The following is a 26,900-nucleotide window of genomic DNA, read 5'->3' on the forward strand; positions in this document are numbered from 1 at the left end:
TAAATCATTAAAAATAACTATTATGTCAAAAAGACACATTAATTAGTGTGTCTTTTTGACATTTTACATATTTAAACTCTCATTTTGATACACTTTAAATCTAATTATTTATCAATTCCAATTAAAAACGTAATATTTATTTAAACATTGTTAATATTATATTTTTTAATTTTCCTATATATACTAGATCTACTTATTTTTAACATTAGAGCCGCTTTTACTATGTTCCCATGACAAAATTTAAGAGCCTTTGTTATACTCTCTTTCTCTAAAACATCTATAGGTATAATGTCTTGATCTTTAATTTCTTTATCTTTAGTTTTTTCTATACATTTACTTGTTTCTCCTATATCTGAGTTTTCTATTCCAATTATATTACCTTCGCTTGAATAATAATCTCTTTCTATAAAATTTCTAAGTTCTCTAACATTACCCGGCCATTCATAATTCTTGAGATTTGTAATGTAAGCCTTACTCATAATTTTAATTTTATCATTATTTTTTATATTTAGTTTGTCTATGAAATATTTTGCTAGTACTTCAATATCCTCTTTTCTTTCTACAAGTGGAATAATTTTTATGTTCATTACATTTAACCTATAATAAAGATCTTCTCTAAAAGTTTTCTTTTTTACTTCTTCCTTTAGCCTCTTATTGGTTGCACATATAATTCTAACATTTACATCCTTCTCATAGGTTCCACCAACTCTAACAATTTTATTGTTATCTAATACCCTTAATAATTTAGATTGAATATCTAAAGGAAGTTCTCCTAATTCATCTAAGAAAATAGTTCCTCCATCTGCAAGCTCAAATTTCCCAGGGTGCCCCTCTTTTATAGCTCCCGTAAATGCGCCTCTATCATATCCAAAAAGTTCACTTTCTACCAATTCTCTTGGTATAGATGCGCAATTTATAGCTACAAAAGGTCCCTGTGCCCTTTTACTATAATTATGTATAGATTGAGCCACTAGCTCTTTACCTGTACCACTTGAACCTTCAATTAGTATATTACAATCACTTTTCGCAGCTTTCTTTGCAAATTCTATTACACTTTTCATTTTTTCATTATCACTTATAATATTATCAAATTTATAGGTTGCCTTATATCCTACTACCTTATTAACCAACTTATGTACATACTCAGTTTCTCTAAAAGTTATAACTACACCCATAAATTTATGATTAACCTTCATGGCAACTGCATTTATTATACATTTTATTCTCTTATTTCTTATGTGAAAATCACATTCTATATTATTATAAGCATGCCTAGAACTTGATAGCATATTATCAAAATTTAAATCTTTTAATGTTTCTTTTATATTCATTTTAAATATTTCATTTTGTGTTATGCCTAAAATTTTTTCAGCTCTATCATTTATCCTTTTGATATTAAAATTCTCATCAATTACTATCATACCTTCAACAATTGAATCAACTGTTATGTTTAATAAATCGTAAGAAATAATAAGTGCCAGCTGCTTTTTTATAGATTCAGCTGCTGCAGTAACTATCCCCAAAGTATGTAAGTGTGCATCACGACAGATACCTGACATATTTATACATCCTATTATATTTCCCTCTTCATCATGAATAGGTGCTGAAGAACATGTCCAAGAATGTTGTTTTATGCCATAATGTTCAGCCCCTATGGTCTGTAAAGGTTTATCTAAATAAAGAGCTGTTCCTATAGCATTAGTGCCCACCGTTCTTTCTGACCACAGTGCTCCTTTTACAAACTTCAACTCATTTGCCTTTTGTATAATGTTACTTTCTCCAACAATATCAAGTATATATCCGTCTCTATCTGATAAAAACAAAGCAAATCCAGAACCCACTATGATATTATGTATATCCTCCATTATAGTATGGGCTACGGAAACAAGTTCTTCATTTTCTTTAATTTTAGATTCTACAGATACCCTATAAGCATCATTACCACAACCATTCATAAAATCTACACCGTATCCCTTGCATCTTTTCCAGGAGTCTGCTATTTCTAATCTTACCTCATTATTCATATCCCCTTGCTCCACAAATACTTTCCAAGCATTAGAAATAAACTGCATATACCCTGACATAATCTTCACTCCTTACTTCTAGTATAATTTTATTATGACACTTTAAGGTAATTTTTACACTAATAAAACACATATTTAATTCTAGTTTTGTTTATTATGCTATCCAGACCCCTTTTTTTTAGAGGGTAGTAGAATTTTATAAATAAGAGGTCTTTAGGATATGTGATAAGACAAAGGAAAATAACTTAAATTAAAATTGAATATACGAATATATTAAAGGGAATTCATTTTATAGAATCCCCTTTTTGTTGTTAAAAATATTATTTAGACCAAGTACAAATGTATTCCCAGTCATTTGGTGTATTTATATTTTTCATTTTTTCCCACGTGCCTTTTAACCCAAGTTCATTTGCAGATAACTCAAAATGGCATTTGGCTATACCAATATCATTTTTTTGCATATCAAAACCAGTTAATCCATATCCTTTTGTTCTGCAAACGAAAAAATGATATGCATTCTTATCCTTTATGATTCTCCAAGGTTGTTTGTTTGAAGCAGAAGGTCCAAGTCTTACCATCTCTAATGGAACAGCATATTCACCCTCATTCTCTTCATTTAGTGGCACTAAAGTATCAATTTCAAAAAACAATTCACTCCAGGGTTTTCTTTTATTAGCACCAATAACTGCTCTCATAGCTGATTCAAAAACTCTAGGCTTTTCTTTTTTTGTTCCTACTGGAGAAACAATGGGTATAAATTCATTATCGAGTAAATTAATATTTTGTTCAAAATTACCCTTATTAAAAGTTCCACCGAGCCAACATGTTTGAAGCCCCAAATCCGTTGCGAAGAGCACAATTTTTTCAAATAAATACCCAAATTCAAGTGCATCTTTTTCTTCTTTATCTACTATTCCAATGATAAATGAATTAGCACCAGTTATAATCCCATATGTCCCTAATTTTTTTACTTTCCTACCATCATTATCATTACTTTGAGTAAGTATAAACCTAGCCCTTAATTTTGTTTCTTCATTAATTTTTGTAATATAATCCTCTAGACTTTTAAGGGTTATACTTTTAATATTTGTTTGATCAAATGTTCTGCTTGATTTCCTCATCTTTATAAGTTCAATAACTGACTTTTGAAATTCCATATTAGCTCCTTTTAATTTATTATTGAGTTTTAACTTCGTTTTGATATTTTATACCATTTCGTTTCCTAATTTTAAAGGGTTTATGATTTACTTATAAAAAATACAGCTAATGCGCCTGGCCCACTATGTGATCCAACAGAAGGTCCAATTTCTCCTATCATAAGATCTGTTATATTGAATTCTTGAGATAATATTTTGACTAATTTATCGCATTCTATTTTATCTCCTGAATATGCCACCATTATTGTAAAAGCTGTATCTAAGTTCTTACTTCTTATATATTCCACTATCTTTTTGACTGCTGCTTTTCTGCCTTTAGCCTTATCAATTGGCTCAAGCAAACCTTTTTTTATAGAGAGAATAGGTTTTATACCAAACATCCCTCCTATAGCCGCCTTTGCTGGAGAAATTCTTCCACCTCGTTTAAGCATTTCCATTGTATCTAAATAAATAATTGATTCTTGCCTTAATATTAATTTGTTTATATAACTTATTATTTCAGCTATATTTTTACCTTCTCTAACCTTTTTTGCAGCCTCAACTACTAGAAAACCTAACGCAATAGTTACTGTTTTAGAGTCAATTATATGTATCCTATCACTTTCCATACTATCTTTTGCTATATGCGCAGAATTATTAGTTCCGCTAAGCTCTCCTGAAAGGGTTATACATAATATATCATTCCCTTCGGCTAGCTCTTTTTCAAACATTTTTTCAAAAGCATAGGGTTGTACAAGTGCAGTTTTAGGATAAATGTTCTTTCCCTTTATTTTTTCAAAAAAAGTAGTACTATCTATATTAATTTTATCTAGATATACTTCTCCATTTATGTCTACAGTTATAGGAGCAAACTTTATGTTGTATTCTGCCATTAAATTTATGTCTAAATCACATGTACTATCAGTTACAATTGTAATTTTATTCATTTTAGTAACCCTCCTTTCACACATATAAAAAAATAATAAGATGTTTTATATATTTAAAATTAAAAATCATTATTTATTTTTTATCTTAATATTGTAAAGTTTTTCTCACCTGCGCTTATAGGCACATCACGCATAGTCATATTCTTTACATATGCTCGTTTCAATGACTTCATGTTATTGACCAGAAAATAAATTTGCGACTCTTCCCCTTGTAATTCTGTTTCCACACTTCCGTCTTCTAAGTTTTTCACCCATCCCGTTAATTTCATTCTTTCTGCAATACAATATATTTCAAAGCGAAATCCTACCATTTGTACTCTTCCAGAAAAAGTAACCTTTTTTCTGATTATATTGCTTGAAGTAACTATAGGAAACTTAATATGGTTTACATGGCTAATTATATAACCGTCTCTTAATTGCTTAAAAGCGTTCATTCTTAAACGTGCTCCTTTTCCTAATTGACATTCTATTGCTTAAAACTACTTCTATTATATGCAAGGCTAGGACGGAAAGAAGGCAACTGACCAAACAGATGCCTTTTCTTAGTGAAAATTTTTGTGATGCTTGTTTAAGCATTTTTATGTTTAGCATAAAATTCAGTGTAGTTTTTAAGTTCTCTTTTTAAAAGATTAGGAGTATCGAGCTTATAAGGACAGTTATTTTTGCAGTGTCCACATTCTATACAATTATTTATAAGTTCCATTTTTTCTTTAAAACTATCCTCTAGGAATCCTTGATAAGGAGCCCTTTTAAGAAGAAGTGACATTCGAGCAGCTGTAGGAATTTCAATTCCAGCAGGGCATGGAAGACAATACCCACAACCACGACAGAAATCTCCTGCAAATTCAATTCTATCCTTTTTAATATTTTCCCACATGACTTCATCTAATAATGGAGGATTTTTCTCAAGGGAAATAAAATCATCTAATTCAGTTTCTCTTTGTATTCCCCATATTGGTACAAGATTATCATATTGTCTTAGGAATGCAAAGGCTGAGGCAACATTAGTTAATAGACCTCCGGAGAGTGCCTTCATTGCAATTAGTCCCACATTTCTTTTTTTACATTCGTTTATTAACAATAAATCTTTTTCAGAAGATAAAGAACATAAGGGAAATTGTATAGTGTCATATAATCCTGAAGCGGCAGCATCCATTGCATTCTTCAATTTATGATTTGTAATTCCTATAAAACGAACAAGACCTTTTTGCTTAGCTTCTAAAAGACCTGCATATAGACCTTCTGGATCCTTAGGATCAGGCAGTACATCAGGGTTATGTAATTGATAAATATCTATATAATCTGTTTTCAGATTTTTTAGACTTATTTGTAAATGCTCAAGTAGACTTTTCCTATCTGTTGCATGGCTTTTAGTTGCAATTATGATTTTATCTCTTACATCTGAAAGGGAATATCCTATTTTTTCTTCGCTATCAGAATATGCTCTTGCAGTATCGAAGAAGTTTATTCCATTATCATATGCTTTTCGTAGAATATTTTTGGCTTCTTCAAAAGACACCCTCTGCACTGGTAATGCTCCAAAACCACTTCTTGTGACCATTAAATTTGTTCTTCCTAATTTTATTTTATCCATTTTACAGACCTCCATAGTTTTTATATCTTTGATTCTAATACATTCGGTTATTAGTGTAAAACTATTAAAAATTATATAGAAATTGAAGCTTTTCATAAGTACTTTATATATAAGTATTCAACACTATTTAAAGAAATCCTGCTATAAGTAATTTACCCAGTACAAAGTATTCTTAAATATTTAATTTATGTTATAGTTAGTATATAAATAAAATATAATTCAGTAAAAAATTGCACCCTATATTAAGAAAACACATAGTTTAAATTAATTTGGAGGTATGTATAATGATAATTAAAAGCGCAACCATAACTGTAAAAGATGAATGTATAGAAACATTTATAGAGGCAACCATAGAAAATCAGAAAAATTCAATAAAAGAAGAAGGAATTATACGTTTTGATGTGCTACAAAATAAAGATGACTCAAATAGTTTTATGTTATATGAAGTCTATAAAAATGAAGTGGCTGTTGAAGAACATAAAAAAACTAAACATTTTACTAAATGGGATAACACCGTAAATCCTTTACTTGCAAAACCAAGAGAACGTGTTATGTATAGTGTTATTGCCCCTACTGAAGATAATTATTAAGTTATCCCTCCTATAAATTTTAACATAAGTATGCTCACCCCCTTATTTACCAATTAATTCTTATTGTTATGATTTAATTTATATAGTAATGTTATTTTATATAATAGAACGTAAATAGTGGGGTGGAATAAACATGAAATTAGTATTCCAAAACATCGAAAAAGATTATGGTGAAAACCAGGTGCTGAAAAAGGTATCCTTTACTTTTGAAAGAGGTAAAATCTATGGACTACTGGGACGTAATGGAGCAGGAAAAACCACCCTCTTTAACTGTATAAGCGGTGATCTTAAGTTTGAAAATGGTAAGGTAATGATGCTTGAAGAAGGACATATTGAAGAGGACATAGATTACTCAAAGGTAGGGTATGTATTTTCTGATCCTGTTCTACCAGAGTTTCTAACAGGGCAAGAGTTCTTAAAGTTTTATATCGATATTAACAAGGATAAAATTAAAGATTTACTTAGCATAGATGAGTATTTTGATATTATTAAAATAAATGAAGGTGACAGATACCGATTGATAAAGGGATATTCTCATGGAATGAAAAACAAACTACAAATGGTTTGTCTTTTAATAACTAAGCCCCCTACAATCTTACTAGATGAACCTTTGACTTCCTTTGATGTGATCGTTGCTCTTGAGATTAAAAATTTATTGAAGAAAATGAAAAGTGAACACATTATTATTATCTCTACTCACATTTTGCAGCTTGCCACAGACTTATGCGACGAAATAGTAATATTAAATAACGGCATTTTAAAAGAAATAGATACTACTGTTATAAAGGGTCTTGAGTTTGAAGAGAAGATTATGGAGCTGTTGAAGGGGGAAACCAATGGTTAGAACCTTTGTAAATAGCTTTAAGGTTTCCTTCACTCAGAATGCTAACATATCTATATATTTTCTTAAGAGAATTCCTTTGGTTGGAAAGCAAACACACTCTATAGTTATTATGGGAATTATTTCTGAAGTTTGGGAATTACTATGTACTTTTTTTAAGAAGTTCCTGTACCTTGGATTTATGATTATTTTGCCCTCACTTTTTATCGCGGGCACTTCATCACCAATTTTACCTGAATTCCTACATATATTTTTCTTTTTAAGTTTTATTTTGGGATCACTGATGGAATCTACTGTTTTTGATATTAATAATATGTCAGCCTTTTATATGATAAACCTAATGAAAGTCGACCCTAGAAAATACTATCTTGGCCAAATAATATATATAAGATTAACACAATTTATATATTTTCTCTTTCCTATGCTTGTTATGGGATTAATGCTTGGATTTTCACCACTTAAGGCTGTAGTTCTTATAATTGAATTAATAGCGTTCAGGTTTATGAGTGGTTGGCTACATCTCTATACATATGAAAAGACGGGAATGATACTTGCAGAGAAATCCATATTTATATTCTCGGCACTACTGGGAGGACTTGCAGCTAGCTATGTTTTACCTGTACTTGGAATAACTATTAATTTTCAGTTTATACTATTTAATATTTATATAATAATTCCACTATTAATTTTGGGAGCAGTTTCTTTCATATATCTATGGAAATATAATAAATACCCCCAAATATCAAAATTCATGTTAACTAGAGATAAGCTATTTGGAATGGAGAACTTTGAGGCGGATTTAAATTTTGAAAGTGTAAAACTAGATGAAACCAAAATGAATAAAAAAGACTTAATCACAAAGATTTATGATAAGAAACAAGGCTATGAATATTTAAATTCATTGTTCTTCCTTCGTCATAGAAGAATTTTGGTATCTCCGATAAAAGCAATAGTTACGACTATAGGTGTTATATTTTTAATTTGTATTTGTATAATTCTGTTTTTTCCGAGTACTAGGTTACTTATACCGGATATAATTGGGAGGAGTACGCCATTTCTAGTATTCATAATGTACCTCATGTCAACGGGAGACACAATTTGCAAGGCTATGTTCTATAATTGTGATATAAGCCTCTTAAGATACCATTATTATCGTGAAGGTAATATAATTTTAACTAACTTCACAACAAGACTTAAGATGACTATTCTCCTTAATATAGTGCCTGCCATAGCTTTATGTCTAGCTATAGCTGGTGTTATAGTTGCAAATGGGTCTAGTTCTAGGCTTATTAGCTTAATACCATTGTTTTTATGTATAATTTGCTTATCCTGTTTTTTTTCCATACATCATTTATTTATGTATTATGTACTACAGCCGTATACTGCAGAACTAACGGTAGAAAGTCCATCATTTACAATCATAACTGTAGTAATGTATTTGGTATGTTATGGTTGCCTTCAAATTCATACTTCTTCATACTTCTTTACACTAGGTGTGCTAATAGTAACCATTTTATATATGCCAGTGGCGCTTATTTTAACTTATAAATTAGCTCCTAGAACTTTTAAGTTAAGATAATAAAAATTTGCTAACTCTGCTTAAGTAAGAGTATTGAATTTGTGTCAACAGTGTTGACACAAATTCACATTTTAATTATTTATAGCCGTTATTAGTAATTTAGGAATCCCACCAGTAGGAGTCACCTCATTAATCCAAATATTAAATTCATCCTGGCCAAACATTATCCCTTGATAATTTACAAATAGATTTTTTGTAAAGGAATTACTAATTGCTATCTTATAATTCGGATAAAAAATTTGATCATAATTCTTAATAAAATACTCTTTACTTTGTATATTTACAACTTTACCATTAATTTTAGCATTTATAGGGTATTTTATTTGCTCAGCTAATTGCTGCTTATCTCCATTTACTACATAGCTTTGAATTTTGCGAGCGAAATCCTCAACATCTTTGTCACTTTTAGTATTCAACGCTACCGCATATCTTTTCCCATATACGTCTGCCACAATGTTACTTTTAAGTGTTAATGTAAATGGATAACTAGTTTTATTATCAGCACTTACCCATTTTCCCTCAATTTTATCAACAGTTTTCATTGTCCCCATAAATATACCCGTATTTTTACCTGCCGCATCATATTCATATAAAATAATATCTTTCTCATCCGACTTCCCTTTTAGTTTAATTTCCTTCCCCTGCTTTTCATAAAAATATGTCCCAACTATCTCTCTGTCTTGCTTATATATACTCATTTGAATTTTAATATTATTATTTATAGTTCCGTTATAATCGTAATATCCTTTTTTAAATAAACTCTTACTAATATCCATATTTTTAAGCAAACTAGAAAACGCTTTACTATTAGTATCTTTAGCACTTTGCTCTGTAATTACTGATTTTGTCTGTTCTTGATTATTATTAAGTTGAGCATTTCTTACTGCCTGTTTTTCACTTGAACACCCTGTCAATATAGTTGTTAACATAATAATTAATATTATTTTTTTCACATTAATCTCTCCTATATATATTATATTTTCCTTATTATAACATTACAATTACGACGTCTTTGTTGTTATTTTAAATATTAATCAGTATTAAAGCTAAAATCTGTGAAACTGGCCCCTTCTGAAAAAACACCATTATTTTTTAATATAACTTTTCCAATCCCTTATATTTGAAATTTATGTTATTATTAGTGTATAGATAAACTATAATTTAGTAAACACTTTTAAAAAATTGCATATCAGAATTTAATTTAGGGGGCAACTATGAAAATGAAATCTTGGTTAAAATATTTAATTTTCATTATATTAATATTCTTCATGATAATTCTAAGGGAGTATGTCGAAAAATTATATTTAGATTCACACTTAAGATTTGAATCTGCTATGTATTTCTATTTAGTCATTAATTTGCTTCTTGGTGTATGTATTGGGTTGATTTTGGGGTTAGAACATTTATTAAGTGAATTCAGAAAAGAGGGAATGTGGAAAATTAATTTTCCAAAATTAATTTTAGTTGGAATACCATCATTATATTTTTCTCTTACAAATGTCTGGTTTTTAGGTAAGAGTCAATTTTTACGAGAAATAATATCATATCCATTACATTATTTCTTTAGGTATGGTTCAAGCTATATATCCTTATTTCAAGTGATACTTGGATATGTGGTTATTACAAGTTTTTTCAAATATAACGAGAAAATTTAAGTTACTTCGATTTTTTTACACTAGTTGTAGCATCCTTATCAATATCAACCACTAAGTACAAAATACCGCAGAAATTAATCTACAGTATTTTGTATTGTTTTATTGCATTATTTTATTTTGTATTTTTGTTATTTCTTCCTCACTTAGCTTGGAGTACTTCTTAATTTTTGCAATACTTTCTCCATCTAACAACATTTCTTTTACCATTTCTTCTCGAGCATTAATAGCTCCTTTTTCTATTCCTTTTTCTATCCCTTTTTCTATCCCTCTTTGTTCTACAGCTGGATCATACAGAGTCTTAGTCATATTACGCACCTCCTCATTTAATTTTTCATCCTCACCATATTTTGTATTAAGATATTCGAATAAGTTTGCTATTGCTAGCAATATTCTGTGTAGATCATCCCCATCTATTTCTGCATTATTAAATAATTGACTTCCTTCTTTAGATATTGTTTCTGATATCCTTTTGGCTTCCATAATAGTTTCTTTTATTTCAGAACTTCCTTCACCATATTTCTTTTTTATTTGTTCCATTTTGTACCTAAGTTTGAATACTTGCAATGGAAGCAGTGGATATATTTTATCTTGCATAATGTCAATGTCACTATATTCCCAATATTTCATTGTTGGCACAGCATATTTTATTTCCTGTCCATTTGGGAAGATTAATTTCATTTTTAATTCATCTTTAATATTTCTATTCTGCTCAACAAATATCACCAATTGCTTTGGAATAAATATAACTATTTCTTCTGTATCATCTACCTTATATTTTGCTAGTTCCTTTGCTTTTTTAAATCCATATTCAAACATTCTTATTACCATAGTTGCATCATTTTTAGTTTGAAGTTCTATATGATAATGATATGGTTTATTCCCCTTAGAAATCTTTAAAAACAAATCACCACGTATTATATCGTAATCATCTGAAACAAATTCATTATTTTCGAATGTTATTTCTGTCATTTCAGCATCAAAATCTTCTTTGAATAAGCTATTCATCATTGTAATTAGTACTTTCTTTGATACTGCAAACAGCGACTTTAATATCTCATCTAACTTTACCCGTTGTTCATTTTCAGTGTTTATCAACCGTTACACCTACTTTCTATCTTTGTTTTATTTTATCATTTTTATGCGTACTTTACAATTCCATCACATATATTTCTTTCATAATAGCTCACACCTTATGTTCTATTACCTAAAAAACTTCTACTTATAAATTCACCATAACATTTAAAATCCCCACTTCTAATCCCCTCACACCGGTTACAACACCATCACCCTTATAAGTTACAAGTCTAGTTCCTGTTTGAATTGGGACTATGTTATCTATTTCTTTTATAGATTCTAAGTTTATTCTTGCTACTCCCTCTTTCACTACTATAACTATGATTTTGATACAATTCAGCAACTTTTTTAATGAAGTTATTGATATAAATTCTGCTAAATTGTATGGGATATACCAAAATTTAATTTTCCCATTCTTTTAAAAAATCATGGATTCGATCAATTGGCATCGCCATCCCAGAAGTAAACTGGTGAAATAACTTCTCATTACCCCCTAAATTTATACCCACAATCTCCAAGTTTTCATTAAGTAAAGCACTGCCGCTGCTTCCTCCAGATATTATAGCTGAATGTTTTACAATTGGATATTTTATTTTTCCTGCTTTATCTACATAGGTCCAAAATTTCTTACTTCCTAGTTTTCCTGCAGTAATAATGTTTCTTTTACCATATGGATTACTCATAGATGCTACTTTATCCCCATATTTAGGGATATCTTCTGCCAATGATAAAGTGGTGTAGACTTTATCACTCATAAAACTAATCAAAGCTAAATCATATTTTGCGTCCGTGTATTCCACTGTTATTTCAGGAAATTGCATGTAATAGTTCGCTATTCCTTTATATTCTCCTCCCATATTTAGTGTATCTTTAAAGTCCAGCTCATCATATCCCATAACGACGATTTGAGTTTTATCTACATCATCCAATTCAGAAATCACATGCTTGGCCGTTAGTGCAAAGTACCTATTGTCTTCCTTACGGATAATCACTCCACTACCTCCAGCTGAAACAGCTATGGAACTGCTGTTTCCACCGTTACTATATTTAAGTTGAACAATCTTAATATTCGCTGAAAGTGCATTACTCCCGACATTCTCTATAAATTCTCTATTCATCGCTTGATTGTAGAATGGCTTAATTGATGGAAGAATGATTATAATGGAAACAAGTATCATTATAAATGTTATTTTTTGTTTAGTTTTCATCTATATTACCTTCCTCAATAGTGTTGTCTCTTTGTACTTTATACATATAACATTACGTCTCTTGTTTTACAAAATATTATCAATATTTATTATTAATTAAAAATAAGTCTTTACAAATATCAATTACCGTGTTATCATTAGTTTATAAACAAAGAAACAGAATTAACTTAGTACAAGAAGTGGAATTAATTCCACACAGATATTAACTTTCATTAGATAAAGTAAAGTAATCGCTAATAGAAAGGGGATAGTCCAATGTATAAAATTAAATCTTCAGAGTTTTTAGAGGGTAGTAGCATTTTATAAATAAGAGGTCTTTAGGATATGTGATAAGACAAAGAAAAATAACTTAAATTAAAATAAATTACTATACCCTACTTAATTTAAAATTGAATATACGAATATATTAAAGGGGAATTCATTTTATTGAATTCCCTTTTTGCTGTTGAAAAATTAGAAATGCAACTTATGCACAATTTACACTGGGTCAATAACCATTTTATCCACAATATTATGATAAAAATATACTTGTCCACAATTTACAATTATCGTTTTTGCATTTATATAAGAAAAATGCTAATTCACTATTATTTGACCACCCTAATTCGCCGGACAGTGTCTGGCAATTTGGATAAGCACCATATTACTGATCCTTACTTATGCTAGTTCTGCTTAAGTATAAATATTAATTGTCGGTTTATTGCATTATTTTTTTGTATTTTTGTTATTTCTTCCTCACTTAGCTTAGAGTACTTCTTAATTTTTGCAATACTTTCTCCCTCTAACAACATTTCTTTTACCATTTCTTCTCTAGCATTAATATCTCCTTATTCGAGTAAATATAATTACCACTCATCATACGGATATTGCTGAGGTGATTCCCCTTTGATTTCAATTATTTTCCCCTGGAAATTTTTAATATCTTCATTTTGAACCCCGATAACTTCTATATTAAATCGCCACTCATCACCAAAATCAAATATATATAGAAAACTTTGTTTTTCTATTAAATCTAACTCTCCAATTTCCACTTCATCTGTACTAGGGCCTTCGTTATCAAAAGGACATTTAAATGAATTTTTTGACCATGGTTCTCCGTCCATAAAAAATGAATACATATGGTCATCATCAAATTCAAATGCATTTTGAATTAAAATATGCAACTCATCTAAAGTATCATGTGCAGATAATTGTATTTTTGACCAAGTATTTTTATCTAGTGATACCTTAAATGTATATATCCCTTCTTTAAACTTAATTTTCTTTCTAGGTAGTGTTTTTTCTAGCTCTACATCATCAAATATACCTTTGAATGGAATAAAAAATTCTTCATCAAATTCTACATTCCATTCGCCATATTCTTTTCTGTGGCTAATATTCCACTCTGTTAAATTTCTTTTTTTATCTAATATTTTAATTATCTTTTCGCCCACTGGAGTTATTATAACCTCCTTCACATAGAAAATTTGCGATATACTATATTTCAATTTCATTTGATCATCTTCCATAACATCCATAACTCCAAAATAAGATAAATATAATAATATGGTGCTTATATCCCTTACAAATTCATTTATTAAAAACCGTTTATTTGCTTTTTTTCCAACAACCCTTTCCATTCCTATAGCAACTTTCATTGCTTCTAAACGATTATAAGATTGAAATTCAAGTTTTTCAAAGTCACAATCTACCCATAATACTTCTAACAAAAAAATATATTTCTCTAACTCATTTAACTGCTTGAAAACCTCAACTCTTTCTGTAGGTTTTAATGCTAATTTACCACCCTTTATTTTTAATTCAGTAAATAATTTGCTTTCTACTGCCAATCTATAAAATAAATAAAGCATAGGATATGATGTTTGAGTACTATTAACTGTAATGTCTTGTTGTTTAATACTCATTATTTCATTCATTTCGAATAAAAACTTTTTTGATATATATTTAGTAGCTTTTCCTATTGTTACATCTTTTGTGCATATATAATCTACAAACTTATTGAAATCTGATAAGAAATTCTTTATCTTTTCGTTGCTTTTAAATTTCATTATGTTTTAATTCTCCCACCTTCACCATAGATTATCTGCCATGCTCCTTATAAAATACTGCTCCCTTACTTTTCTAACCATATTCTTCTGCTCTTGCGTTATCGCCCACAGCATTTTTTATACTTCTTGCCACTTCCACAAGGGCACACATCATTTCTTCCTACTTGCAACCTAGATATTCGTGGCACTGTATTCATCTTGTTTTCATTATATATTTGCTTACCGATGATTTTCATGTCCCTATACCGTTTCTTTAAATTTTCCCGTATTTGTTTTTCTTCTTTTTTAAATGACTTTAATATATCATTCATATAATTATCATCACATACCATAGATTCAACATCATATTTTCCACTCATTAAACTGTATCTTAATGTAAAAACATTTTCACCAGTTTCATCCACTTCATTAACTACTATAAAAGAAATAAATGTTTCATTACAAGGACACTTAGGATTCATACAATATTGATCCTGAATATAAATTAAATTGCTCTTTTTATCTCTGAAGTTGATTATTTCCACATTGTCAAATATTTCATCAAAAGATACACAACTTCCATCCAATGTAAGGTCTATTGCTTTCTGACTAATAGGTTTTACAATGGTTTCCTCTTCCAGTCCCTTGCTTATTCTATCATTTTTATTAAATCTATCCTTTATTAACAAATCAAAATCAGTTATAAACTCAGCTATTATCTGATCAGCCTTAACAGACATATCATAGCTAATTTTATCTAGTATTTTAAGGGTATCAATGTTTAATGTTACACTAAAAATTATTTTGTCTTCATTATTTTCTTCATCTATTTTCAAGAATTTAAGTGTAACCTGCCTACACTCACAGTTGGCATTAGTGCAATATATTTCTTTTATAATCATTCTTGATGAATAAAACTTTGATTTAATTATCAAATCCTTTGGAATTTCTTTTTTCATTATTTCTCCCACCTTTATAATCTAATGATACAATTCATTATATGATTTTTATAGTAGTTAAATATATTGTATTACTCTTGATCAAACATAGGCGCGATATTTACTGTACCAGTAAACTGACCTCTTAATAACTCAAAATACATTCTATTACGAAACATTCCACCAGTCATTTGCTCTATAGATTTCATGAGTCTTAGCAATATTCTCTTCTGTAATTCAATATCTGTTTTGGTGTCAACAGCAATTTTTTTAAACTCATCAATTATTTTAAATTCATAAGTATTGTAAATATAAATTTCTCCTTTACCCTCTAGAGAGTAATACATCTTCATGAAACACTCAAATAAAAACTCATCGTTAACCTCACGATTTTTATAATAATCTTGTAATAAAAATACTTCAAACGGTCCTACAACATCTAAAACTTTTTCTTCTTGAAACAAATCTGGATAAACTTCATTAAAAGATTCTTTTACTAATTTCATAATGCTTTTCTTATTTTCTTTAATGATACTTTCAATAAAGTAACCACAATCGTCAGTACATTTAATCTCTTTATTTATTTTTGTACCACAACAAGTAGAACATATTTCGGCATTCAAAGCCTGGCAACTTCTATGGATTTTTATTTTCTTATTGCATAACAAACATTTTGACATTAATTTTACACATCCCTCTAATATATCATTTGTTAAGTCAATCTTTCTGCAGATCTATCGATGCTTCAAACAAGGTGGGACTGAGTTTAGTAAAACTCATATAGATGATCGTTATCAAAATGAGCATCTGTGCTCTTGTTTGCAAAGAACGTCCCGAATTTATTAACCATATCACAGTTTAACATAATATGCTTAAAATTTTTCTCAATAGAATAAATCTATTCAATTTTGTAAAATATTCTTTAAAATATTAGCGTTCAAACATTAGTACTAAATCTAACTTTTACAACAAAAAATCCCCACATCATTATTGATGTATAGGTTCATTGTATTTTCTATTATTTTATGATATTTCTATTGCATTATTTTATTTTGTATTTTTGTTATTTCTTCCTCACTTAGCTTAGAGTACTTCTTAATTTTTGCAATACTTTCTCCATCTAACAACATTTCTTTTACCATTTCTTCTCTAGCATTAATAGCTCCTTCTTCCATCCCTTTTTCTTTCCCTCCTTGTTCTACAGCTGGATCATACAGAGTCTTAGTCATATTACGCACCTTCCTCATTTAATTTTTCATCCTCACCATATTTTGTATTAAGATATTCGAATAAATTTGCTATTGCTAGCAATATTCTGTGTAAATCATCCCCATCTATTTCTGCATTATTAAATAATTGACTTCCTTTAACACCACATCTCATAGAGTAAATATAGTTTTTTGGAGTCATCTGATAAAGCCCATCACCTAAAGCTAGTCCCTTACTTAGCATAATATACTTTTTATAAACTTCTCTGTAGCCTGGAGCCATTTGAAAAACAAATGTCTTTTAAAAATTGTATTGAATTAAATATGGATCAATTAAGCAAAAATATGTAGATGGAACCCTAAAAGAGGCAGAAATACCTGCCTCAGAATAAAATATCTTGATTCGTAATATAAATACAGTTCATTCACATAACTTGGCGGTTTTAGGAGCGAATCGAATTTGATGATTTTCGATTATATAAAAACTGGTATGAAGTTTTTTAGACAAATACCCTGAAAATTATACCAATTATTACCTTAATTTATACTTTTGATTTTTACTAGTTGATTTATTCGGTATTGTATATTCAATTAATTTGTTATCTAATAGATTTCGTATAGCTTTTTTTATATTTCCTGTTATTGATTTATATCCTAAATTAAATGCAATTTGCCTTTTAGATATTATGCTTGTTTTAAGCATTTGAAGTATTTTCAATTCAGTTTCATTTAGCCCTAAAACTTTTAATTCTTGTAAATAAACATCATCTTGGGCCTTATCTTGGGCCTTATCTTGATATTTATTTTCATCATTAAAATATAGATTTATAGGTAATTCCACTAAAAAATAACTTCTATCTTCATCTGTATCAAATATTGGGTGTGGTGAATTGTTTGTAGCCATTGATTTTATTATTTTAGGGATTCCTGTAGATCTTCCTTCGGTAAGTTTTAATTCTTTTAAAAACTCCCCAATTCTTCTATTTCTATATCTTCTAGCCACAACTTTACCGGAATCTATATCAGATTTTCTAATAGATTTATCTGGTCCTGGATAGTTTAATATAATTATTTTTTCTGCATCTATTCTTATCTCTATAGGTTCTCTTACTTCGTAACTTCTATGATATACAGCATTAACTATAGCTTCTTCTAAAGCAGCATAAGGATAATTAAAGACCCTAATAGCTTCAGCTTCATCTGGTAATTTTATTATTTTTTCTTTTATAATTGAGTTTTTTATATATTTTAATGTATCTATTATTTGCTCATGTATAGGTCCCGTAAAAGTTTTTTCAATAAAAACATCATCAGCAGATGTGTTTTCAAAGTATACAAGTTCAATTTGACTCATAGGCATGAATTTTTGTGGATTATTACTGAACATAAGAATTCCTATATTTTTAGGTTTTATATACTCTTGTGAACCTTCTACAATATTCATCTGTCTACATAATAGTTCTTTAGGAATATCATTTATACGGTCATATAAATCACTTTTAACAGAACCCAAGTATTCTCTTATTAAGTTTAATTTCAAATCTTCTATCTCCGCGTTATAGCAAACTCTGTCATCAAATGGTATATTCCCTGCTAAATTATATAACTCCCGTCTCTCAGTATCTTTTGCTTCTATTGTATTAGAAAAATGTCTTACATAGTATTTATATTCTTTATATTTTCCATAAAAATCTTTAGGACATTCATATGGTCTATTTTGTCCACCAGGAACCCATATCACTAAAATATGTTTACCTTTATATATTAATGGCTCTAAAATTGGAAAGTATACAGGCTTTAGTAAATGACAATAGTTCAATAGTTCCTTTTGTATCTTATCTATATGATCTGCCTCTACACCATCCGGTGGTAATGTTGGTCTACCATTAAATTCGTCAACACCAACAACAATATATCCACCACCCCAGTTGTTTATATCATTAGCAAATGCTGATATAGTATGCATTATTTCATTTGGATTCCATCCTTTTTTAAATTCAATTCTTTCCCATTCAATGGTAGTTCCATTAAAAAGTTGTTCTATATTTATCGGCAATCCCATTAATATCACTCCATTTTATATAAATTCTTTATTTCAAAAATATTTTCATTTAACTTTAATCATTTTCTTATACTATTAGTATATACCATGTGCTACCTTTCTTAAACAAAAAAATAAGTGAAAACTCTACAGAGTTCTCTCATACTCCCTATGTTTAATCAAATAAGTAAAAGAATAAATGTCCCAATGATATTTGCTAAAAAATGTGAAATAGTGCACGTGTAAATATTCTTAGTTTTTTGATAAATCACGCCATAAATAATATTATCTATAAAAATAAAAAACAAGATATAAATAAGAGCTGAAGTGAAGCCACCCGAAAAATTTGCTATGACAAAAAATAATGAAGTAATGATGATAGCCCAAATTGGTTTAATAATATTGCAAAGCTTAGTCTGAAAAAAACCTCTAAATGCTATTTCCTCAGCAAACGCTAAAATCAATAATTTAGGTATCTGTAAAAACGATTTATCAAATGATAACATCGGTTTTGTGTCTAAAAGAGACAAGTAGAACCCTGGCAGGACAAATTTAGACAAACTAACTGATACAATACACGAAACAACAGGAATCAAAATTAACCACCAATATTTTTTTATATCAGATAAAATGTTTTTTCGAATAAAACCGATGTCTTCCATCCCTTCGTTCCTTTTGTTTTCAATAAATAAATACAATATTGAAAAAAGAATAGTTAAGCTTAAGCCAGCAACATTATTCAAACCTACACTTAAGCATAGAAATCCAAAAATTGCAATTTGAATATAAGTTTTCAATAATTCATTTCTATTTTTCATTCAAATACTCCTTTTCACATTATTTATAATTTTTTTCCATATATTACAATTATATATATTAATTATAACATAAGTTTTAAATATTAAAAATTATAACATAATCTATCAAATTTATTTGCAATATAATTCTTCACGGAGGATTTTATGTGCAACATGAATTTACTACTAATTACCGTTTCATTACAGTTTTTTTTAATTTATTACCACCTCATGTAATTCTCGCAATCCCCTAAGAAATCTACATTGAAACATAAATATATATATATATTACAAAAAAACAAAAAAACCTTATTAATATAAGTACAAAAATTGTCTTTAAAAATGAAATTTGAACTTTTAAAACTCTTCTACAGTGAATACCCCCATGATAAATTTGTAATTCAATAAGTGAATTACTGATAAAGCCTTATAAATCAATGAACTAAGCTAATTACATATTTCTTATTTATTTACAATATTACTATTATTAAAAGTTTTTAGTAATAATTTAATGATTTTGCTGCAAATCTCCAGCACAAGGTCATATATGTTTACTGAAAGTGTAATACAAACACAATTCTTGTTATTTTTCAGGGATTTATCCTAGAGATAATGCTTAGTGATCTAAGCCGTACAAAAGTAATTAGGGGGTTTTTTATGGGAATCAAAATTACACAAAAATGTATTAGTGAAATACAGGACCATTTAAAAGAATATGTAATGGAACATAGTAGCAAAAATAAAAATAGAAAATTTACTTGTTTTAATAAAAGTGCACATAGTCATAAAGATGAGGATCCAAGTGCAGCCATTGTGCCAGGAAGCAGTGGAAGGTATTGGAACTGCTTTAGTTGTGGAGCTAAAGGTGATATTTTAGCTGCCGCCTCGTATAAAGAAGGAATTGAGGGATTCCACAATGGGATGAAATTTTTAAGTGCAAAATATAATATTGAAATTGAAACAGAAAAACCTGAAACTTCTACAAAATGTGACTTACCGGCAAAACAAAATTTTGATTATCACAAGGAGACTATAGCTAATTATTATTATGAGGATGAACTTGGAAATATATTATATAAGATTTGTAGACGAGAGTGGATGGATAAAGGCAACAGAAAGAAGGATTTCATGGCTTATACTAAAGATAATAGTAGTTGGAGCTTTGGATTAAAGGGTACAAGACATATTATTTATAAGCTACCGCAGGTTTTAGAGGGCATTAATAATGATAAGACTATTTTCTTTGTAGAAGGAGAAAAATGTGCAGATGAAATTTTCAAGTTAGGACAAGTCGGAACTACCACTGCTTTTGGAGCTAGGGGATTTTCAGCTTATAGTGCAGATTATGTTGCTTCACTAACCGATGCTAATATAGTAATCCTACCCGATAATGATGAAAGTGGTAAGGCTTATGCAAAAGATGTTCTAAATGCAATAAAAAATGTGGCTAAATCTATAAAAATAATAGAACTTCCACGTTTAAAACTTAAGGAGGATATTGTAGATTGGGTAGGAAATGGAGGCACTCTAGAAGAATTAATTACTTTGGTTAATGCAACAGATGAAACAGTAGATAGTGACGCAAAGCAGAATAAACCTATAGGAAATATTTATGAAGATGAGTTTTGTTACTACAAATATTATAAGAAACAAATAATCAATATTTCTAATTTTATCATTAATCCTAAATATTACATTGAAAATGAAGGGGATACTCAAATTATAGGACATATTGTTACGGAGGAAGGGGTTATAGGTGAGAGGACATTTAAAAGCTCTGATTTTGATGATGTATTATCTTTTAGAAGAGCACTAAACAGCTTTAAAACTTTTTATATAGGAAGGATAGAGGACCTTCAATATATAAGATTTATTATTTCAAGTAAAACTCGTGAAATAAGGAAGGGTGTTACCTTCAGTGGTTTTCATAGAATTAATAATCAGTGGTTCTTCGCAACTGAGCATGGTGCTATAAATTCTGAGGGAAAGCCCACGCTAGATATAGCTATGCAAAATCAATATGTGGAACTTAATACTAACATTCTAAAGAATGATGTTATTACAAAAGAGGAGCTTTTAACAATAACACCTTATTTATTTAAATTTAGCATACTTAAAAATACTGCAGCCATATTAGGTTATGTAAGTGGTTTGTTTCTGAAAGAAAAGCTTAAACATAATAAAATTCAATACAACCACCTTTTAATAGAAGGTGAACGCAGTAGTGGTAAAAGCAGCGCAGTAAAATATATTATTACACCCATATTGTGCATGGAGGATGGAATATTAAATGCGGCGCAATGTACAGACTTTGCCTTAAATAAAACCGCCAGCAGTAGTAATTTTATACCTCTTATTTTGGAAGAGTACAAGCCTCACATAATAGGTAAGTATAAAGTGGATTTAATATCAGGGGTTATGAGAAATTCCTATGATAACTACAAAGGAATAAAAGGGGTAGCCACCTTAGATAAAAATAGAAGTTTTATTCCTAGAGCTTCAGTGATTTTGTCTGGAGAGGTAGGTATTGAGGAAACGGCAAACATAGGAAGGAGCCTTAGAGTTATATTTGCAACTTCCTATTTTGATGAGATAACAAAAGAAAGTCTAGAAAAATTAAAGAAAAATTCTATTTTACTTAATAAACTTGGAGCGAGTCTTTTGAAGGAGGCCTTAAAAATGGAAGAGGAAAAAATTAAAGAAATCCATAGTGCGATTTTTGAAAAACTGATTGGTAATGATATTAAAAATGATAGAGTTAAAACTTCTATAGCTAACTGTATGATTGGTATAGCTTTACTTAAGAAGGTATTTGATGATTTAAATTTAAATATGGAGGAATGCACAGGTTTTACTATGAAGGAGATTATTTCATCAATTGAAACAGGTGCTTATGAGGACTTGTTAGATGGGGGTTCTTCCAATAAAACAGTTATAGAACAAAATTTTGAAACCATGAATCGTATGGCAGCTAATAATGAACTTTTAAGAAATATCGACTATGATGCTGTGCTGGATTTAGATGGAGATTTTGTGCTTCGCCTTAATTATACATGCTTTTACGATAGGTTTGTAAAGTACTGTAGAGAGCATAATGTGACTCATGAGGTGTTACCACTGAGTAGTTTCAAAAAACAATTAAGTAATATGCAATACTGTAAATGCTACAATAAGCCTGTGAATTTTTCAGTGAGACAAGAAAATCCAAAGAATAAAAAGACATTTAGGTGTGCAGTGCTTTATATTAGTAAACTTCGTGAGAAGAATGTTGATATAGATTTTATTGCAGATGATAACATGGTAGACTAACCCCTTTTATGCTAAACTTAATTAGAGGTGTTTTATATGAAAAGACTAATAAAAGTTGTAGGTGCAGTTATAGAAAATGAAAATAATGAAATATTATGCGCACTTCGCTCGCCGATAATGTCTCTCCCAAACATGTGGGAGTTTGCTGGTGGTAAGATAGAGGGTAGTGAAACTTTAAAAGAAGCTATTGAAAGAGAAATAAAAGAAGAACTTGCTTGTGATGTTGAATTTATTGATGTATTCAATGATAATACTCATGAATATGATACGTTTAAAGTAAATTTAATTACTGTTAAGTGCCGCATAACATCTGGTACACCTACCGCAAGTGAACATTCAAAATTGATATGGTTACATAGAGAAAATTTACTTTCTCTAAACTGGGCTCCAGCAGATATGAAGGCTGTAAATCAGCTAACACTCGAAAAGGTATAGCATAATTAAATTGCTATACCTTTTCTGTATTTTGTATATAAGCATATTGGCATTCCATCCTCTTATTTTAACTTGGATTCTATAATTACTAGTACATCTCAAGAAAACTGTTTGACTAGTTAGTATGCCTTAATAAACATTAATAGTGTAGGTAGAATACGATTGTATTTTCCAATATAATTGTCCAAGTTATAATTATACATATCTGTTATAATATTAAGTGAAATTACATCATATTGAGGTTGTTACCAATCAGGATATTTATTATGTTTATAACAAAACCGTCTACATCTATAAACGTATATATATGATAAATAGTTGATAGATAACCTTAAATCCATAATTAATTATAGATTCACAAATAAAAATAAGCAGCTTTTGAAGGAAGTGTAAGGTTGAAAACTTTAACTGAAATAGATAAAAATAAAGATTTAGAATCTATTATAGATATTAAACCTATTGATGAAAGCAGTCATATTCAAATTAATATTGCCAAGGAAATTTTAAGTGCGAATGAAACAGGATTAATAAACAACTTAGTAAATTCCAATTTAGCATTGAGACCAAAGCTTATTTTAAATGATTATAGTAAAGGTAGTAAAGTATTAAGTGATATCGTTGTAGAGCTGATGAACTGCGATCAGTTTATGATATCTGTGGCATTTATTACAAGTAGCGGTGTTACACCTCTATTAGAGACCTTTAAATACTTAGAGAACAAAGGAATCAAAGGTGAAATTTTAACCACAGATTACCTAAACTTTAGTGAACCTAAGGCATTAAAGAAGCTTTTAGAGTTTTCGAATATTAATATTAAACTATATTCTAAAAATAACTTTCATACTAAAGGATACATTTTTAAACATAGTGATCATTATAGGCTTATTATTGGTAGTTCTAACTTGACTCAAGCTGCATTAACTAAAAATAAAGAATGGAATATAAAGATATCCTCTTTAGAAGAAGGCTCGTTAACAAATGAAGTATTAAATGAGTTTCGAGCTATGTGGCATGAAGCTGCTAATTTAACTTTAGAGTGGATTGATGTTTATGAAAAGATATATTTAAAACAAAGAGAATCTGCTAGGAAAAGCAGTGTTCCTAGACTTTCTCAATACACACTAAAGCCAAATAAAATGCAGGTATCTGCAATTCAAGCTTTAGACAAGGTAAGAGAAAACGGAGCTAAAAAAGCTTTATTAATTTCAGCTACAGGTACAGGTAAAACTTATTTATCAGCTTTTGATATTAGAAATTTTAATCCAACAAGAGCGCTATTTATTGTACATAGAGAACAAATTTCAAAACAAGCCTTAGATAGCTTTAAAGATGTTTTCGGGGATACTAAAAGTATGGGTATTCTTTCAGGTAACTCAAAAGATATTGATAAAGATTTTATATTTTCAACAGTTCAGACTTTATCCAAAGATGAAGTATTATTAAGCTTTCCTAAGAAGGAATTTGATTATATCGTTATAGATGAAGTTCATAAGGCCGGTGCTATTAGTTATCAAAAGATTGTTGATTATTTTGAGCCAGAATTTCTATTAGGTATGACAGCTACTCCAGAAAGATCTGATGATTTTGATATTTTTAAAATGTTTGATCATAATGTGGCTTATGAAATTCGTCTGCAACAAGCTTTAGAAGAAGATTTACTTTGTCCATTCCACTATTTTGGAATCACAGATATATCTATAGATGGTAATGGATTAGATGATACTACAGATTTTAAATATTTAGTAGATGACCAAAGGGTTAATCATATTATCAATAAAATTAGCTTTTATGGCTATTGTGGTGATCGAGTAAAAGGCCTAATATTTTGTAGTGATAAAAAAGAAGCTAAAGAATTATCGATTAAGTTTAATAAATGTGGCTTAAAAACATTAGCTTTAACAGGAGATAATACTCAACTAGAACGTGAAACAGCTATTGAGCGCTTAGAACAAGATGAACTCACTAATTGTTTGGATTATATTTTTACAGTTGATATTTTTAATGAAGGAATAGACATACCCTCAGTTAATCAAGTTGTTATGCTACGGGCTACTAAATCCGCCATAATCTTTATCCAACAATTAGGACGTGGTCTTAGAAAATACAATTATAAAGAATTTGTTGTCATCATAGACTTTGTAGGAAACTATGATAGTAACTTTTTCATTCCTATAGCACTTTCAGGAGATCGAACCTATAATAAAGATACTATTAGGAAATATGTTATGGAAGGTAATAGAATAATTCCAGGTTGCTCTACTGTGAATTTTGATGAAATTTCTAAGAAACGTATTTTTGAATCTATTGATAAAGCCAATTTTAATGATATTAAAATTATTAAAGAGAGTTACAAAAATTTAAAACAAAAACTAGGTAAAATCCCTAGCTTAAATGATTTTGATTTACATGACTCCATTGATCCTATAAGAATTTTTGATAATAACAGCTTAGGCTCATATCATAAGTTTTTAACAAAGTATGAAAAAGAATATACTATTGAGCTTGATGCTGTCCAAGAATCTTTTATAGAATTCATTTCTAAAAAACTTGCTTCTGGAAAACGAATCCATGAGTTAGAGATGATTAGGTGTGCTATAAATTATAAAGTTGATTTAATATATAGGCTAAGACATATTTTAAAAGAGCAATATTATATAGATTTCAAGGATAGTACAGAGACCTCAATAGTAAATGTGCTTACAAATCAGTTTGCAAGCGGTACTGCTAAAGCAACATATAAGGATTGTATTTTCATAGAAAAAGATGGTTTAGATTATAAAACCTCAGAGGTTTTCATTGGGAATCTGAAGAATGAAGAATTTAAGAATATGGTTCTAGAACTTATAGAGTTTGGTATAGATAGACATAAAAGATTTTATAGTACCAATTATATGAATACAAATTTTCAATTGTATCAAAAGTATACATATGAGGACGTGTGTAAATTATTAGAATGGGAAAAATGCGAAGTAGCTCTTAATATTGGCGGTTATAGATTTGATAAGAAAACTAAAACCTACCCTGTATTTATTAATTATAACAAATCCCAAGATATTAATGCTTCTATAAATTATGAAGATAGATTTGAGTCCGCATCACAATTAATTGCAATATCTAAATCAGGGAGAACAGAAAAATCTGCAGATGTTGTACAAGCATATAATGCTAAAAAAGATGGTGTTGAAATGAGTTTATTTGTAAGAAAAAACAAGGATGATAAATTATCAAAAGAGTTTTATTATCTTGGAAAAATTAATACCGTAGGCACTCCTAACCCAATTATTATGGGAAATACTAATAAGACTGCTGTGGAAATTAGGTATCAGTTATATACTCCTATAAGAGAAGATTTGTTTGATTTCATTATCTCATAGCAACAGCGGTATTTTATGTTTACAACAATTATGAACTGCTCTCTGTGTTTCTTTCTTAACTAAAGAACAGGTTGTTGTAGACAATTTTAAAAACAACAAAAGCTCTAGAAGATTAAAATTTCT

Annotated in this window: 23 protein-coding genes; 7 read left to right on the plus strand and 16 right to left on the minus strand. The window is 29.2% G+C overall.

Going from position 1 to position 26,900, the window contains the following annotated elements:
* Positions 1-140: 140 nt before the first annotated feature.
* From VIM70_RS20265 to VIM70_RS20285, 5 genes are all read right to left on the minus strand, one after another.
* Positions 141-2,084 carry a sigma-54-dependent Fis family transcriptional regulator gene (locus tag VIM70_RS20265; protein WP_331947595.1) on the minus strand — a complete coding sequence of 648 codons (1,944 nt, stop codon included), beginning with the start codon at positions 2,082-2,084 and terminating at the stop codon, positions 141-143.
* Between the two features lie 260 nt (positions 2,085-2,344).
* Positions 2,345-3,181 carry a nitroreductase family protein gene (locus tag VIM70_RS20270; protein WP_331947596.1) on the minus strand — a complete coding sequence of 279 codons (837 nt, stop codon included), beginning with the start codon at positions 3,179-3,181 and terminating at the stop codon, positions 2,345-2,347.
* A gap of 80 nt (positions 3,182-3,261) precedes the next feature.
* On the minus strand, positions 3,262-4,107 hold the full coding sequence (locus tag VIM70_RS20275) for a DegV family protein (RefSeq protein WP_331947597.1): 846 nt from the start codon (positions 4,105-4,107) through the stop codon (positions 3,262-3,264).
* A gap of 80 nt (positions 4,108-4,187) precedes the next feature.
* Positions 4,188-4,541: an acylphosphatase gene (locus tag VIM70_RS20280; protein WP_331947598.1), complete on the minus strand. Its 354-nt coding sequence runs from the start codon at positions 4,539-4,541 to the stop codon at positions 4,188-4,190.
* A 134-nt stretch (positions 4,542-4,675) separates the two neighbouring features.
* Positions 4,676-5,701: an aldo/keto reductase gene (locus VIM70_RS20285; RefSeq protein WP_331947599.1), complete on the minus strand. Its 1,026-nt coding sequence runs from the start codon at positions 5,699-5,701 to the stop codon at positions 4,676-4,678.
* A 284-nt stretch (positions 5,702-5,985) separates the two neighbouring features.
* Here VIM70_RS20285 and VIM70_RS20290 point away from each other — a divergent pair, with 284 nt between their 5' ends.
* The 3 genes from VIM70_RS20290 (at position 5,986) to VIM70_RS20300 (ending at position 8,711) form a co-directional block, all read left to right on the plus strand.
* Positions 5,986-6,291: a putative quinol monooxygenase gene (locus tag VIM70_RS20290; protein ID WP_331947600.1), complete on the plus strand. Its 306-nt coding sequence runs from the start codon at positions 5,986-5,988 to the stop codon at positions 6,289-6,291.
* Positions 6,292-6,424: 133 nt separating this feature from the next.
* Positions 6,425-7,135 carry an ABC transporter ATP-binding protein gene (locus tag VIM70_RS20295; protein WP_331947601.1) on the plus strand — a complete coding sequence of 237 codons (711 nt, stop codon included), beginning with the start codon at positions 6,425-6,427 and terminating at the stop codon, positions 7,133-7,135.
* Entirely contained in the window at positions 7,128-8,711 is a 1,584-nt protein-coding gene (locus VIM70_RS20300) for a hypothetical protein (protein WP_331947602.1), read from the plus strand. The genes VIM70_RS20295 and VIM70_RS20300 overlap by 8 nt, the downstream gene beginning before the upstream one ends.
* Positions 8,712-8,782: 71 nt before the next feature.
* Here VIM70_RS20300 and VIM70_RS20305 read toward each other — a convergent pair whose 3' ends face one another.
* A complete protein-coding gene (locus VIM70_RS20305; RefSeq protein ID WP_331947603.1) occupies positions 8,783-9,664 on the minus strand; it encodes a lipoprotein in 882 nt (293 codons plus the stop codon).
* 261 nt (positions 9,665-9,925) lie between these two features.
* Here VIM70_RS20305 and VIM70_RS20310 point away from each other — a divergent pair, with 261 nt between their 5' ends.
* Positions 9,926-10,366: a hypothetical protein gene (locus tag VIM70_RS20310; protein ID WP_331947604.1), complete on the plus strand. Its 441-nt coding sequence runs from the start codon at positions 9,926-9,928 to the stop codon at positions 10,364-10,366.
* A 99-nt stretch (positions 10,367-10,465) separates the two neighbouring features.
* Here VIM70_RS20310 and VIM70_RS20315 read toward each other — a convergent pair whose 3' ends face one another.
* The 10 genes from VIM70_RS20315 to VIM70_RS20360 all read right to left on the minus strand — a co-directional run bounded on the left by VIM70_RS20315 (position 10,466) and on the right by VIM70_RS20360 (position 19,680).
* Entirely contained in the window at positions 10,466-11,461 is a 996-nt protein-coding gene (locus VIM70_RS20315) for a hypothetical protein (protein WP_331947605.1), read from the minus strand.
* Between the two features lie 124 nt (positions 11,462-11,585).
* Positions 11,586-11,750, minus strand: a complete 165-nt coding sequence (locus VIM70_RS20320; RefSeq protein ID WP_331947606.1) for a hypothetical protein — start codon at positions 11,748-11,750, stop codon at positions 11,586-11,588.
* Between the two features lie 91 nt (positions 11,751-11,841).
* Positions 11,842-12,648 carry a serine protease gene (locus VIM70_RS20325; protein ID WP_331947607.1) on the minus strand — a complete coding sequence of 269 codons (807 nt, stop codon included), beginning with the start codon at positions 12,646-12,648 and terminating at the stop codon, positions 11,842-11,844.
* A gap of 845 nt (positions 12,649-13,493) precedes the next feature.
* Positions 13,494-14,696 (minus strand): plasmid pRiA4b ORF-3 family protein, encoded by a 1,203-nt coding sequence (locus VIM70_RS20330; RefSeq protein WP_331947608.1) that lies wholly within the window; start codon positions 14,694-14,696, stop codon positions 13,494-13,496.
* Positions 14,697-14,794: 98 nt separating this feature from the next.
* Positions 14,795-15,634: an SEC-C metal-binding domain-containing protein gene (locus tag VIM70_RS20335; protein ID WP_331947609.1), complete on the minus strand. Its 840-nt coding sequence runs from the start codon at positions 15,632-15,634 to the stop codon at positions 14,795-14,797.
* A 71-nt stretch (positions 15,635-15,705) separates the two neighbouring features.
* Positions 15,706-16,293 (minus strand): hypothetical protein, encoded by a 588-nt coding sequence (locus tag VIM70_RS20340; protein WP_331947610.1) that lies wholly within the window; start codon positions 16,291-16,293, stop codon positions 15,706-15,708.
* Between the two features lie 354 nt (positions 16,294-16,647).
* Positions 16,648-16,842: a hypothetical protein gene (locus VIM70_RS20345; RefSeq protein ID WP_331947611.1), complete on the minus strand. Its 195-nt coding sequence runs from the start codon at positions 16,840-16,842 to the stop codon at positions 16,648-16,650.
* A gap of 1 nt (position 16,843) precedes the next feature.
* On the minus strand, positions 16,844-17,104 hold the full coding sequence (locus VIM70_RS20350) for a hypothetical protein (protein WP_331947612.1): 261 nt from the start codon (positions 17,102-17,104) through the stop codon (positions 16,844-16,846).
* Between the two features lie 249 nt (positions 17,105-17,353).
* Positions 17,354-18,883: an RNA-binding domain-containing protein gene (locus tag VIM70_RS20355; RefSeq protein WP_331947613.1), complete on the minus strand. Its 1,530-nt coding sequence runs from the start codon at positions 18,881-18,883 to the stop codon at positions 17,354-17,356.
* Between the two features lie 158 nt (positions 18,884-19,041).
* A complete protein-coding gene (locus tag VIM70_RS20360; RefSeq protein WP_331947614.1) occupies positions 19,042-19,680 on the minus strand; it encodes a CPBP family intramembrane glutamic endopeptidase in 639 nt (212 codons plus the stop codon).
* A 636-nt stretch (positions 19,681-20,316) separates the two neighbouring features.
* On the opposite strand from VIM70_RS20360, the gene VIM70_RS20365 reads away from it, so the two are divergent.
* The 3 genes from VIM70_RS20365 to VIM70_RS20375 all read left to right on the plus strand — a co-directional run bounded on the left by VIM70_RS20365 (position 20,317) and on the right by VIM70_RS20375 (position 26,777).
* Positions 20,317-22,968 carry a hypothetical protein gene (locus VIM70_RS20365; RefSeq protein ID WP_331947615.1) on the plus strand — a complete coding sequence of 884 codons (2,652 nt, stop codon included), beginning with the start codon at positions 20,317-20,319 and terminating at the stop codon, positions 22,966-22,968.
* A 36-nt stretch (positions 22,969-23,004) separates the two neighbouring features.
* Complete coding sequence (locus VIM70_RS20370) at positions 23,005-23,403, plus strand: (deoxy)nucleoside triphosphate pyrophosphohydrolase (protein WP_331947616.1); 399 nt, start codon at positions 23,005-23,007, stop codon at positions 23,401-23,403.
* 440 nt (positions 23,404-23,843) lie between these two features.
* A complete protein-coding gene (locus tag VIM70_RS20375; protein ID WP_331947625.1) occupies positions 23,844-26,777 on the plus strand; it encodes a DEAD/DEAH box helicase in 2,934 nt (977 codons plus the stop codon).
* Positions 26,778-26,900: the final 123 nt, after the last annotated feature.

The sequence above is a fragment of the Clostridium sp. genome, assembly GCF_036569345.1.
GTDB lineage: Bacteria > Bacillota > Clostridia > Clostridiales > Clostridiaceae > Clostridium_AD.